The sequence below is a fragment of the Sporosarcina sp. HYO08 genome, from assembly GCF_001563475.1.
In the GTDB taxonomy this organism is placed as follows: Bacteria; Bacillota; Bacilli; order Bacillales_A; family Planococcaceae; genus Sporosarcina.
On sequence record NZ_LPUT01000001.1, the window covers coordinates 87,561 to 100,229 of the forward strand.

At 40.1% G+C, this 12,669-nt stretch carries 13 protein-coding genes, 1 other RNA gene and 1 riboswitch; of the genes, 9 read left to right on the forward strand and 5 right to left on the reverse strand.

The genetic code is table 11. The features are described 5' to 3' along the window. Nucleotides 1-33: 33 nt before the first annotated feature. Complete coding sequence (locus AU377_RS15610) at nucleotides 34-180, forward strand: hypothetical protein (RefSeq protein WP_172794000.1); 147 nt, start codon at nucleotides 34-36, stop codon at nucleotides 178-180. Nucleotides 181-219: 39 nt separating this feature from the next. On the opposite strand, the gene AU377_RS00415 is transcribed toward AU377_RS15610, so the two are convergent. Together AU377_RS00415 and ssrS are read right to left on the reverse strand one after the other, a co-directional pair. After that, entirely contained in the window at nucleotides 220-777 is a 558-nt protein-coding gene (locus AU377_RS00415; protein ID WP_067403848.1) for an SLOG family protein, read from the reverse strand. 75 nt (nucleotides 778-852) lie between these two features. Continuing rightward, nucleotides 853-1,041: non-coding RNA, 6S RNA (gene ssrS, locus AU377_RS00420), on the reverse strand. 265 nt (nucleotides 1,042-1,306) lie between these two features. On the opposite strand from ssrS, the gene AU377_RS00425 reads away from it, so the two are divergent. The 6 genes from AU377_RS00425 to AU377_RS00450 all read left to right on the forward strand — a co-directional run bounded on the left by AU377_RS00425 (nucleotide 1,307) and on the right by AU377_RS00450 (nucleotide 6,107). Continuing rightward, nucleotides 1,307-2,161, forward strand: a complete 855-nt coding sequence (locus tag AU377_RS00425) for a YitT family protein (protein ID WP_067402440.1) — start codon at nucleotides 1,307-1,309, stop codon at nucleotides 2,159-2,161. A 96-nt stretch (nucleotides 2,162-2,257) separates the two neighbouring features. Further along, complete coding sequence (locus AU377_RS00430) at nucleotides 2,258-2,905, forward strand: SIMPL domain-containing protein (RefSeq protein WP_067402442.1); 648 nt, start codon at nucleotides 2,258-2,260, stop codon at nucleotides 2,903-2,905. A gap of 61 nt (nucleotides 2,906-2,966) precedes the next feature. Continuing rightward, nucleotides 2,967-3,074, forward strand: a riboswitch (SAM riboswitch). A 92-nt stretch (nucleotides 3,075-3,166) separates the two neighbouring features. Next, the gene (gene metA / locus AU377_RS00435; RefSeq protein ID WP_067402445.1) at nucleotides 3,167-4,078 is read left to right on the forward strand and encodes a homoserine O-succinyltransferase; all 912 of its coding nucleotides are present in this window, start codon (nucleotides 3,167-3,169) and stop codon (nucleotides 4,076-4,078) included. A gap of 50 nt (nucleotides 4,079-4,128) precedes the next feature. Beyond that, nucleotides 4,129-4,884, forward strand: a complete 756-nt coding sequence (locus AU377_RS00440) for a hypothetical protein (protein WP_067402448.1) — start codon at nucleotides 4,129-4,131, stop codon at nucleotides 4,882-4,884. Nucleotides 4,885-4,947: 63 nt separating this feature from the next. After that, nucleotides 4,948-5,205, forward strand: coding sequence for a PepSY domain-containing protein (locus tag AU377_RS00445; RefSeq protein WP_067402451.1), 258 nt, complete (start codon nucleotides 4,948-4,950; stop codon nucleotides 5,203-5,205). Nucleotides 5,206-5,390: 185 nt separating this feature from the next. Then, a complete protein-coding gene (locus AU377_RS00450) occupies nucleotides 5,391-6,107 on the forward strand; it encodes a DUF421 domain-containing protein (RefSeq protein ID WP_172794001.1) in 717 nt (238 codons plus the stop codon). A 63-nt stretch (nucleotides 6,108-6,170) separates the two neighbouring features. On the opposite strand, the gene AU377_RS00455 is transcribed toward AU377_RS00450, so the two are convergent. Both AU377_RS00455 and AU377_RS00460 read right to left on the reverse strand, forming a co-directional pair. After that, complete coding sequence (locus AU377_RS00455) at nucleotides 6,171-7,340, reverse strand: NADP-dependent malic enzyme (RefSeq protein WP_253724358.1); 1,170 nt, start codon at nucleotides 7,338-7,340, stop codon at nucleotides 6,171-6,173. A 318-nt stretch (nucleotides 7,341-7,658) separates the two neighbouring features. Then, a complete protein-coding gene (locus tag AU377_RS00460) occupies nucleotides 7,659-8,303 on the reverse strand; it encodes a spore coat protein (RefSeq protein WP_067402456.1) in 645 nt (214 codons plus the stop codon). Nucleotides 8,304-8,467: 164 nt separating this feature from the next. Between AU377_RS00460 and AU377_RS00465 the strand changes: the two genes are divergently transcribed. Both AU377_RS00465 and gdhA read left to right on the forward strand, forming a co-directional pair. Beyond that, the gene (locus tag AU377_RS00465; RefSeq protein WP_067403853.1) at nucleotides 8,468-9,751 is read left to right on the forward strand and encodes a LysM peptidoglycan-binding domain-containing protein; all 1,284 of its coding nucleotides are present in this window, start codon (nucleotides 8,468-8,470) and stop codon (nucleotides 9,749-9,751) included. A gap of 629 nt (nucleotides 9,752-10,380) precedes the next feature. After that, complete coding sequence (gdhA, locus tag AU377_RS00470) at nucleotides 10,381-11,766, forward strand: NADP-specific glutamate dehydrogenase (RefSeq protein ID WP_067402460.1); 1,386 nt, start codon at nucleotides 10,381-10,383, stop codon at nucleotides 11,764-11,766. 59 nt (nucleotides 11,767-11,825) lie between these two features. Here gdhA and AU377_RS00475 read toward each other — a convergent pair whose 3' ends face one another. Continuing rightward, nucleotides 11,826-12,632 carry a histidinol-phosphatase HisJ family protein gene (locus tag AU377_RS00475; RefSeq protein WP_368664414.1) on the reverse strand — a complete coding sequence of 269 codons (807 nt, stop codon included), beginning with the start codon at nucleotides 12,630-12,632 and terminating at the stop codon, nucleotides 11,826-11,828. Nucleotides 12,633-12,669: the final 37 nt, after the last annotated feature.

Sequence of the window (12,669 nt, forward strand, 5' to 3'; positions counted from 1 at the left end):
TTGCCCACTCTAATTGAAAATGGAGGTGACATCATGCCGACAAAAAAGAGTGGGCAAAAAAAGAACGACCGCGAAGAATACGGCTATGGCTATGATCGCAGTGTAGACGATTTAAACGTCATCGGTCAAAATGACGCCGCGAAAAAACATAATCGAAATGATCAAAAACGACAAAAATAAAGAATGTGCTGGTGCCGATTAGAGGTGCCAGCACATTCTTTACTGCCAATGATTCCATTGTTCTTCTTCTACAATCATTTGCAGATCATCTGCCGTTATGATCATAATTTCATAATCTTTTTGTTCTGCAAATGTCTCTGCCATTTTTTTCATGAATTTTGGGGAGCCTTCATTTTCATTGTCATAAACGATTAAAAGTCCATCTGAATTACGGAGTAAAAATTTATCTTTTTCGATGAATTGCCACGGGGCTTCGTACGGTCTTTTCGTTAAGCTTGTGTAGAAATCGGCTAAGGATACAAGCCGTTCATAATTTTCCTTTTTTAACTCGTTCCAATTTTTTTCTTGCTCCAAAAAAGGCGTAATGACGGCATACTGTAAATGGGGGTACTGTTCCTGCAAATCGATGACGACTTCTGCTGCCCACGTTTCCACGCCGAGTTGACCGCTTATAATGACCCATTCTAATCCTTCCTCAATGAGTGGAATCAATCGGGCGGTAATTGCTTTTTTGATATAATGAATACCAGGGTGTTTGTCATCAAATATACCGAGTTCGTGTTGCTTGTATCCCGTGATGACAAGTCGCTTTAACATGGCGTCCACCTCCACAATTTCCTGAACATAAAAAAACCAGCTTCCCATGGAAACTGGTTGAATAGTTAATAAAAAAAGAAAGCCGCCTTTGCCGTATATTGTTTAGAAAGTTTTAAACCACCACTCCTCAAAGTGGGTGTTCGCAGAAATATTCCTGTTTGTCCTAATCTAAATGTTAGGCATGCCATTCCAATTTCTAGATAAAACTCCCTTTTACAGCTTAAAGGTTAAAACTTAAAATCCATACGTACAACGCAGCTTGTATATTGATTATAATATAAAGTCGTGGAAAAATCAAATCGGCATTTTAAAGATTCAATAACGGATCCGCTTTAGCATTATTAATTGTCCTAAAGAAAATTTAGGTACCTCGTGAGGTTACATATATATTATTTTAGTATAACTTAAAGTCAGTATAGGAAAAACGGTTAGGGGAGTCCGAATGTAGTGTTTATTCCCACTATTGAAAAAGAATAGTAGATGCCACTTCATTTGATAGAATGGAATGGATGAAAGGTGATGGTTATTGATGAAAAAGGCGATTGTCTACGATTATTTACAGATTATTGTGGGGGCTGCTTTTGTTGGGCTTTCCTTTAATATTTTCTTATTGCCGTCTAGAATTGCAGCTGGCGGAGTTTCAGGGATTAGTACGATATTGTATGAGCTTTTTCAATTTAATCCCGCTTATGTGCAATGGCTTATTAACATTCCGTTGCTCATTCTAGGCGTCCTTCTCGTTGGACGAGATTTTAGCATGAAAACATTAGTTGGAACTTTTTTTGTACCATTTGTCATTTGGTTGACAGCCGATCTTCAACTGTCGGTGGACAACCCTTTACTGAGTTCCATTTATGGGGGCATACTGCTCGGCATCGGCCTTGGGATCGTTTACCGGGGAAATGGTTCAACAGGCGGTACTGCTTTAATCGCGCAGTTGGTGAAAAAGTATACGGGCTTGTCGAGCGGTTTTTCACAGTTGTTCGTAGATGGTGTAGTTGTCATTGCATCCGCATTTGTCTTTAATTTTGAACTTGCCTTGTATGCACTAATGTCCATTTATGTCACGAGCAAAGTGATTGATTTTGTGCAGCTTCGAACTTCACCGACGAAGCTAGTTATGATCATCACAGATCAAGAGGAAAAAGTACAAGCGATTATTAAAGACGAAATTAATCGTGGGCTCACAAAAATCCGTTCGATTGGTGGTTATTCCAATGAGGAAAAAACAATGATCCTATGTGTCGTCGAACAATCAGAAGCCATCTACTTTAAAAAATTACTTTTGCAACATGAGCCAACATCATTTGTCATATTCCTAAATGCATCTGAAATTTTGGGCCGTGGATTTTCAATTGCAAGATATGATGAAGGAATGAAATGATAAGTTTAAATGATCTGTAGCAAAAATAGCTATGGGTCATTTTTTATTGAAAAAATCGATACAATGAATAATAGACCTTGAAAGGGGGGCAAGTAGTTGTATTATCCATACGCCCAACCGACACCTCGTTTTAGACAGCGGACGATGACCGTCTCCGGAACGGGGAAAATCTCCAAGACGCCAAACGTTGTCCATATCCAATTTGAAGTGCGGACAGAAAATCCATCGTTGCAAACTGCACAGCAACAAAATGCACAAACGATGCAACAATTGATCGGGGCACTTCAATCGGCAGGAATAGCGAAGGAAGATATGCAAACAACTGCATTTACAGTTCAACCGCAATACGACTATGTGGAAGGGCAGCAACGATTTAGAGGCTATGAAGTGGTCAATCAAATTACCGTGAAAACGGAATCGGTCGAGAGTATAGGAGAAATTATTGACATCGCTATCCAAAATGGCGCTAATCGTGTCACGCAGTTACAATTTGGCCTTCAGGATGAACAAACAGCTTACGAGGAGGCATTAAGCCTTGCGCTAAAAAATGCATATAGTAAGGCGCAAACGATTGCCGAAACGATGCAGCTACAGCTGAATCCAACACCTATTAAAATTAGTGAAGAAAGCCAGGGTGGGAGGTCGGCCCGGCTTCTTTTTGCTGCCAAGGAGACGGCGGCAACCCCGATTGAGCAAGGGCAGATCGAAATAATTGCTGTTGTCACTGTACAGTTCCAATATTAGCAATCTTTGAAACGGTATTTACATTCGAAATTTTAGTGGTATACTTATTTCTAACTGAATATTCTTATCAAGAGAAGCAGAGGGAACTGGCCCGGTGAAGCTTCAGCAACCTCTGACACTGTCAGAAAGGTGCTACCTCCAACAAGACCTAGGTCTTGAGAGATAAGGTTTGAGCGCTTTCAACACCCTCTTTTCTTATCTATCGGAAAAGAGGGTGTTTTATTGCGGAATTGTAAGATAGAAAAAGGAGAGAAGTATATTATGCCGATTAAAATCCCAAAGGAATTACCCGTACGTGAAATATTGAAGAAGGAAAAAGTATTTGTTATGGATGAAGAACGTGCTTTTTCACAAGATATTCGACCGCTTCATATTCTTATACTTAATTTAATGCCGGAAAAAGAACGAACAGAATTGCAGCTTTTAAGACTGCTTGGCGATACACCATTACAAGTGAATGTTACGTTCATGCATACGGCAACACACGAATCTAAAAATGTCAGCAAAACACATCTCGATACGTTTTACACGACATTTGAAGAGATCCGGCATCGCCGTTTCGATGGGCTCATAATTACCGGAGCGCCCGTCGAACAAATGGCATTTGAAGACGTCAACTATTGGCAAGAAATGACGGATATCATGAACTGGTCAAAGGAAAATGTCACGTCCGTTTTACATATTTGTTGGGGCGCACAAGCAGCTCTTTACCATCATTATGGGATTGATAAGTTCGATTTGCCCCGAAAATGCTCGGGTGTTTATACGCATACACTTTCGGACCCGACAGTTAAACTTGCGCGTGGATTTAATGATGTGTTTAGTGCACCGCATTCACGGAACACGGCTGTCTCCATTGAAGAAATTGAAAGTCATCCGGAACTTTTATTACTTGCAACTTCTGAAGATGCAGGGGCATTCATTATTCTATCCCAAGATGAAAAGCATGTGATGATTACCGGTCACTTGGAGTATGATGCGGAAACTCTTGGCGAGGAATATGCCCGAGATTTAAACAAAGGTCTCGACATTGAAATGCCGGAAAACTATTTTCCGGATAATGATCCGACGAAACAACCTTTGAATACATGGCGTTCACATACCCACCTGTTGTTTTCAAACTGGCTAAACTATTATGTTTACCAAGAAACACCGTATGAATGGGTGTTGTAAGGACTTCCTTATAGAGTCTTGCATAAGCTAGACGATAGGAGGTGCTTGAAGTGCCAGTGTTTTTCAATCATGATGGTCATCCAGAAGTTTTCCAAAATGCGTCGGCAGTCGTTGGACATAATCAAATGCAGTCGAAAATAGAGCCTTTGGAGGAATGGAAGCATGAACAGCGTGAAAAGAATCGTGCAGTTCAGCAGCGATTAGAAACGCTCGATACTGTTTTAGCGGATCAAAAGAAAATGCAATTGTATCAATTGATAGCGATACGTCAACAATTGCAAGAACTAGTTGATCATAGCGAGCGGCATGATCTATTTGAGCATTCGGTGATGGACTCAATTGAAAAACTGGAAAAAAATCACACAGCACTTCAGGAACAAGTGACGGAAGATCGTTTGTCTACTGATCAATGGGTCGCCGATGTTCATCAGTTAAAACAAGAAACGTATTCGATTGTCAAACATCTAGATGAAATCGTTCGGTTGAATGAGGATCACGTCAACAAACTGAACGAGCAGCTAACGAAACAAAAACAGTTGTCTGATGAAATGAACGAGCAAAAAGCCACACAGCATGACATGCTTCAGCGCCTAGATGCACAAGAAGGTTTAATTGAAAAAATAGTAAGACGGCTTGATTATTTTCGTTTCATTCTTTATGAGCGGACAAATCATTTAACCGACAAAATTGAGGAAGGTTATCGATCAATATCTTCCCCTATGACAAATTTACTCATTGATCCGAATAAAACAGGAGCGCGGTGGGCAAAGGGGAGTCGACATGATTCGGAAGATCCCTCCAATTAAATTTCACATCTTCGTTGTTCCAGAATACAATAAAGATGAGGAAAGAAGAGTGGGGGAGATTAAGTGACAAATCAGCAGCGATATGATCAGCAAAATCAGTGGAATAGCAATTGGCGAAATCCACAATATCGAAGGATTTCTATGGAAGAGGCAATTGGAATTGCTTTGCGACGAGTCCCTGGTCATGCCGTTAAAGCCGAATTGGAATATGATGATGGCCTATTAATTTATGAAATTAACATTCGCACAAGAGAAGGGCAGAAATACGAAGTGAAAGTAGATGCCAATACGGGTGCGATTTTAAGAGTGAAACGCGATTAACAAAGTAATCCCAAAATGGAAACTTCTCATTTTGGGATTTTTTTTGATTAGAACCATAGATTTCAATTTTGTAGTTGATAATACTTAGCACTTTAAAAGCTTCCGGTATTTTTCTATTCTGATCCTGATGTATAGTCTCCTTTTAATGGTGGCACACTCTTCGTAATGAGGAGGCTCGGATCTATATGAATTTGGATGAAATATTGAAAATGGATTTTTGGGAAATGATATTAAGAACGACCGTTGCTTTTATCGTGCTTCTTATTCTTGCAAGATTAATGGGGAAGAAGCAAATTTCTCAATTGACATTTTTCCATTATGTCACGGGGATTACAATTGGTTCAATTGCCGCAGATATTGCAGGGGAATCCGAAACCCCTTTTCTGAACGGACTCATATCTATGATTTGGTGGACATTATTAACGATTTTAATGAGTTTTATCGCGTTTAAATCAAAAAAAGCACGCATTGTTTTGGATGATCGGCCGACTATTGTAATCTATGAGGGGAAGATCATAGAACAAGCGATGAAGAAGTTAAGGCTGCATCTTAGCGATTTGAATATGATGCTTCGTGAACAGTCCATATTTTCGATTACAGATGTGCACTATGCAATACTGGAAACGAATGGAAACTTAAGCGTCTTAAAAAAAGCTGGACAAGAAAATGCAACGAAAAAAGATGTGAACGCCCCGGCGCCTGAACCTAAATATATGCCATCTGAAATTATTGTAAATGGTCAAATTGATAAAAAGAATTTGCATGAATTGAATTTAACGGAAGAGTGGGTATTTGAACAATTAAAGAAAAAAGGGATAGGTAAAATCGAACAGGTCTTTTATGCAGAAATACAAGCCGATGGAAGTCTTCATGTTGATCTAAAAGGACAAACAGAAAAATAATGAATAAAGGCGTCATAAACATAAATTAACTTCGTTTACGACGCCTTTTTTTATTCTATTTTTTTATTGGAGCACCAATTCTTTTCTGGTGGGGCACACGCCTGATTCAACTGCTGCAATTGCAACAGCATCTGCAACGATTTTTGCAACACGATCATCAAATGGATCTGGAATAATATAATCTTCCCTAAGATCTGCTTCATCGATTAAGGAAGCGATCGCATAAGTCGCCGCAAGTTTCATTTCTTCATTAATTTCTGACGCGCGAACATCTAGTGCCCCTCTGAAAATGCCAGGGAAGGCTAGTACGTTATTCACCTGGTTTGGATAATCAGAGCGTCCTGTTGCTATAATACGAACTCCGTATTCTTCTGCTTTTGAAGGATCAAGTTCGGGATTTGGATTAGCCAAAGCAAAAATAATTGGATCAGGATTCATGCAGTTGATGAGTTCTTTTGTTAGGAGATTTGCGACAGATACGCCAATAAAGACATCAGCGCCCGTCATTGCATCTTGCAAAGTGCCTGTTTGATGATGTGGATTTGTGATCTCCGCAATTTCCTCTTTAACTGGATTCATGCCAGTTGGACGTCCTTTGTAAATAATCCCTTTGGAATCGCAAATGACAATATGATCGAATCCAAGATTCTTTAAATGTTTAACAATCGCTACGCCGGCCGCTCCAGCACCGTTGACAGCAATTTTAATGTCTTTCGCGTCTTTCTTAACAACTTTTAATGCGTTGAGTAACCCAGCCGCTGCAACAATCGCAGTTCCGTGCTGATCGTCATGAAAGACAGGGATATCACATTCTTCGCGCAACCTTTCTTCAATTTCGAAGCACCGAGGCGCGGAAATATCTTCAAGGTTAATACCGCCAAAAGTTGGACTAATGTTTTTTACTGTTTGAACGATTTCATCGACATCTGTCGTATTCAAACAAATCGGAACAGCATCGATATCTGCAAAACGTTTGAGCAACAATGCTTTTCCTTCCATTACTGGCAGTGCTGCCTCGGATCCGATGTCGCCTAACCCTAAAACAGCAGTTCCATCCGTGACGACCGCAACTAGATTCCCTTTGATCGTATAGTCATATACTGCGGAGGGGTTATTTGCGATCTCGATGCATGGCTCTGCTACACCCGGAGAGTAAGCTAAGCTCAGATCCACTTTATTTTCAAGCGGCACTTTTGAGACTGTCTCCATTTTCCCTTTGTTCACTTGATGCATTTCTAGGGATGTACGATAAGAACTTGTCAAAGCCATTACCCCATTTCTTCAGTATATTGTGTTTCTGTTATATAATATAAACACATTCAAGAAAAATTACAAGGGATGAGCACTTCCAGTTGTCCGAAAATTTAAATTAATTAAGCGGTTTCATTGCGATAGCTATCGCATTTCTTAAAGGATAAATTTACTGGAAATTATTTTTAGGGGTTTCATCATTTGAAATAATTACATTGAATTTCAACTTCAACCACTTGTGACAAAAGAGATACCTCTTATATTTATACATATAGAAGGTATCTCTTTTGTTGTCGGAGTTTATTGAATTGTGTTGTCTGTTGGCATGCCTGGCTGGCCTTGGGAAGAGGCAAAGGAATTTAAGATTTGCTGCATGTCTTGTTGGGCAAGTTGCGGCACTTGATAATAATGATGTTTATTTTGATAAATGGCCAATTCATATGCCATTTCGATACAGTTTGGAACTGAGTCGGCGAGTACTCTTCGAACGACGGGATTGCATGTTTCCAATGCCGCCATTGTTTTTGCAGAAGCTCCAGCTTTACAGTTGCTCAGAAGAAAACCAGAGATAATTTCATCGGTCAATTCACTATCCGAGTGAATGGGTTTTTTCGGTTGAGAAGGTTTCATACCATAAACAAAGTCATTCCCGCTTTTCATTTGATAAGATCCAGTCGGATGGGAAGGATCGCGACCTGTTTTAAAGCTTTCGACCGTAATATTGTATTCGTCTAATGTAAATCGGTATTGACGATCTAAAATATCAAGCAGCTCAGGATCTTTGACGTGAGGGCGTAGAAGTATGGCCTGATTTAAAGAAGCGACCGTACAAGAGAGCGCTTCGTGAACGTCGAATAGTTCATGCCCGCCGTGGTTCATTTGCTGTGATACCGAACCTGTGTGCATATTTTGATGCGTTTGACTGTCGAATTGATTTTGCGTCACTGCATATCCTCCTAATGATGTAATCGAAAATAGTATGGTTTGAAGAACTGTAACTATACAGCTTATTGAGGGCCCGCAAAGTTCCGTGATAGGCATATTTTTCAATTTCAAAAAATAGTCTAGGTAGAGAGGATACCTTATTTTTTGAAAGGCAGATGATGAACGTGCAGATCCATGTTGTACAACAGGGTCAAACATTAAGTGGTATTGCCCAAGTTTATGGGACAACATATCAAGAGATTGCCGAAGCAAATGAAATTCCTGCACCTTATTGGTTAGCAGTTGGGCAAGCATTGGTGATTCCGATTGATGGCAGCTATCATTGGGTACAAGCCGGACAAACGTTAACAATTGTTGCGCGTATGTACGGTGTATCTGTCAATGAACTTGCGCGCATTAATAACATTTCACCAAGTCAAGGATTGCAAGTAGGGCAGAGGCTTTATATTCCACCAAGACCGAAAAGATCAGCAGAAGCATTGCTTTACGTTGAGCCAAGAACACCGATTGCACCATCGATGATCGAAGAGGTGAGAAGACGGTCGCCGCAGATTACTTATTTGGCGATGTTTAGTTATGAAGTACAGCGAGATGGATCGTTAAAAGCGCCTAACATCGATGATATTCCCTCGATAGCCAGGGCAGCAGGTGCTACAAATGCACTCGTTTGCAGTAATTTAGAAGAATTTGCGTTCAGTGCAGATTTGGCGCATGTTGTGTTTACGGATCAAACAGTTCAAAATCGTTTGATTGACAATCTCGTACAGACTGCAAAAGAAGTCGGGTATCGGGACATTCACTTTGATTTCGAAATCATGCATCCAGAAGACCGAGAACTGTATAATAGTTTTTTACGAAAAGCGAGAGACCGTTTTCATGCGGAAGGTCTTACCATTTCGACAGCCCTTGCACCGATGGCAAGTGATGTTCGAACAGGTATTTACGGCGCGCATGATTACGCAGCCCACGGAGAAATCGTTGATTTTGTTTCTTTGATGACGTACGAATGGGGCTATATGTTTAGTAATCCTGGACCAGTAAGTCCGCTGCCCCAAGTTCGCGGGGTCGTTGAATACGCGGTCACGAAAATTCCGCGCCATAAAATTTTCCTCGGGCAAAATTTATACGGCTACGATTGGTCCGCCCCTTTTCCGCCGGAAGGAGGTCCGCCTGCAAGAGCGATTAGCCCGCAAAATGCTGTTATGCGGGCAATAAATGAGCGAGTTGCCATTCAATATGATTATCGTGCGCAAGCACCGCATTTTACGTATACTGATGACGCTGGTGTTCGTCATGAAGTATGGTTTGAAGACGCACGAAGCATTCAGGCGAAATTCGATCTCATTAAAGAGTTTCAATTACGTGGAATTATGTATTGGAAACTTGGTTTGGATTTTCCTCAAAATTGGCTATTGCTCACTGATAATTTCAATATTCGTCAACTTTAAAAGGAAAGAAAAGACGAACCGCCAAATTGCTGCGGTTCGTTTTAATATGACTTCTATTCGGATGCTTTTTATACTTTGGGCTGATTCAACTATTAATCTTTGTTTAAGTAGTTGCTAAAGTTTTGCAGAATCTCGATGTCAGGATTTACGAGTAGCGCGGGAAGGAAGGCAAATGTCATGACCAACATTACAATGCCACCAATTGAAACACGAAAAAACTTTTTCACTTTCATAACGCTCTCCCTCTTTCTGTGCAAAGTGTCCAAACATTTGCCTTGCGAGGCTGGTTTACTCCAGTGCTTATGACTTATTATCTGACTACTTAAACAATACTATTAATTCGCAATGATGTAAATGATTATTTTTAATAAATTAGACACAAATTGTTATGCTAATACATTCTTTCATAAAAAAATGTTGTGTATGATTCGATTTTCAGTGATAATAAATTAAAAAGAAGTTATGATTCCGAATTATCAATAACTTTTTCGGGGATACGATCATACTATATTTTGCTTTAGCAAAAATTTCTCTGATTCATATTCGGCGGCTGTTGCCAATTTTTAAATGACTCCGATGGCGCCGATGTATGATAGATATAGGATGTTTTTGGAAAGGAATGAGGGTGAATGACAAACATTGAAATAAGCGTAACAACGGATTATAAAAAAAGAGCGAATGACTACGTTCATGAAGTATATGACCTAGTAAAAAAAAGAAATCCAGATGAAAAAGAATTTCTTCAAGCAACAAGGGAAATTTTCGATTCACTACGTCCGGTATTTATAAAGCATCCCGAATACATCAAAAACGGTATTCTTGAACGGATCACTGAACCAGAGCGCATTATTCAATTTCGTGTTGCTTGGGAGGATGACCAAGGGAAGGTCCATGTAAATCGTGGGTATCGTGTCCAGTTTAACAGTGATTTAGGACCTTACAAAGGCGGTATTCGATTTCATCCTTCTGTCAATAGCAGCATCATGAAGTTTCTTGCTTTCGAGCAAATCTTTAAAAATGCCTTAACTGGCCAGCCAATCGGCGGAGGAAAAGGCGGTGCTGACTTCGATCCTAAGGGTAAGTCAGAACGAGAAATTATGCGTTTCACCCAAAGTTTTACAACAGAGCTTAGCAAATACATCGGACCAGATGTGGATGTTCCGGCGGGTGATATCGGCGTTGGACGTCGCGAAATTGGCTATATGTTCGGCCAATATAATCGTTTAAAAGGCGGCTATGAAGCAGGCGTCTTCACCGGCAAAGATCCGAATCATGGAGGCAGTCTTGGCCGTAAAGAAGCGACTGGCTACGGTACGGTCTACTTTGTGGATGAAATGTTAAAAGCTAAAAACTTGAGTTTTAAAGGCAAAACAGTCATCGTATCAGGTTCTGGGAACGTCTCGATCTATGCGATGGAAAAAGCAATGCAACTTGGTGCGAAAGTCGTTGCTTGCAGTGATTCTGATGGTTATATTTATGATAGAAATGGCATTGACTTAGATCTCGTTAAACAATTAAAAGAAGTGGAAAACAAACGGATTTGGGAATACACAAAAGAGCATCCAGAAGCAGAGTATCATGAGGACCGTTCAAAAATTTGGTCGATCAAATGTGATATTGCCTTGCCTTGTGCTACACAAAATGAGCTTGATGAAATAGCGGCGCATATGCTTGTTGCGAATGGTGTGATAGCGATTGGAGAAGGGGCCAATATGCCTTGTACACTTGAAGCAATTGATCTTTTCCAGGAGCATGAAGTGCTTTTTGCACCGGCAAAAGCGGCGAATGCGGGTGGAGTCGCAGTTTCCGCTATGGAAATGTCTCAGAATAGCATGCGCCTTTCTTGGACAGTTGAAGAAGTTGATGAAAGACTTCAAGCGGTAATGAAAAATATTTATGCAAGCTGCATAGATGCGGCCGAACGATTCGGTCATCCTGGGAATATCGTTGTCGGAGCGAACATTGCAGGATTTTTAAAAGTCGCAGACGCTATGGTGGCACATGGAATTAACTAACTGTCATATCCAAACGTAAAAGCGAGTACACAGTCAAAAATGTGTACTCGCTTTTATTTTTATAACAGCTCATCGATCGCGTGGAATGTCGGTTCCATACGATCAAACGTAGCAATATATTTAAAACCAATGGATTGAAACAATTCCAATGACTCCTGAAATTGAAATGCAATATCTTGTGGTTTATGTGCGTCTGAACCAAGCGTCAAAATTTCGCCGCCGCATTCCTTATAAAGCTTCAAAATATCATCGCTCGGCATTCCGGACGGCATATTGTAACGTACTCCGGACGTATTGAGTTCAATTCCTTTTCCATCCGCAATAATCACTTTAAAAATTTCACGTAATTCTTCATGAAACAGATACTCAAAATCTTGCTTGCGATATCTTTTGACAAGATCAATATGACCAAGCACACTATATTGCTTGTACTTTTTAACGCATGCGAACAGTTCCTCATAGTAAAGCGCGTACGCTTCTTCAATTGATCTTCCTTTGAAAAATTCCCCAAAATGCATTTCTTTTCGGTCCGCTGTATGGATAGAACAAATGACAAAATCGAATTGTCCCTTCTCCATTAATGTTTCGTATTGATCGAGTAAATGTGGCTGAACCCCAATTTCAACGCCTTTTTTAATCCGAATGCGATCGGCGAATTGCTGCTGCATATTCTTTATTTTCGCGTCATATTCTTTTTGATCAAAATCGAACACAATTGTATCGTCTGGATACTCATAATCAATATGATCTGTAAAACAAATTTCGGTCAAACCTTTTTGAATCGCGGCTTCAATCATTTCTTCCATCGGTATGTTGCAATCCGCTGAAAAAGCACTATGCATATGATAATCAAACAAATCTTTCATCCCCCTAGTTGACAATTCTGAAATATACCATTATAGT

Bases quoted from the DNA above. Each gene is read 5' to 3' on its own strand.
- AU377_RS00455 (WP_253724358.1), bottom strand. From the start codon at position 7,340: ATGCATCAAGTGAACAAAGGGAAAATGGAGACAGTCTCAAAAGTGCCG.
- metA (WP_067402445.1), top strand. From the start codon at position 3,167: ATGCCGATTAAAATCCCAAAGGAATTACCCGTACGTGAAATATTGAAG.
- AU377_RS00415 (WP_067403848.1), bottom strand. From the start codon at position 777: ATGTTAAAGCGACTTGTCATCACGGGATACAAGCAACACGAACTCGGT.
- AU377_RS00425 (WP_067402440.1), top strand. From the start codon at position 1,307: ATGAAAAAGGCGATTGTCTACGATTATTTACAGATTATTGTGGGGGCT.
- gdhA (WP_067402460.1), top strand. From the start codon at position 10,381: ATGACAAACATTGAAATAAGCGTAACAACGGATTATAAAAAAAGAGCG.
- AU377_RS00475 (WP_368664414.1), bottom strand. From the start codon at position 12,632: ATGAAAGATTTGTTTGATTATCATATGCATAGTGCTTTTTCAGCGGAT.
- AU377_RS15610 (WP_172794000.1), top strand. From the start codon at position 34: ATGCCGACAAAAAAGAGTGGGCAAAAAAAGAACGACCGCGAAGAATAC.
- AU377_RS00450 (WP_172794001.1), top strand. From the start codon at position 5,391: ATGAATTTGGATGAAATATTGAAAATGGATTTTTGGGAAATGATATTA.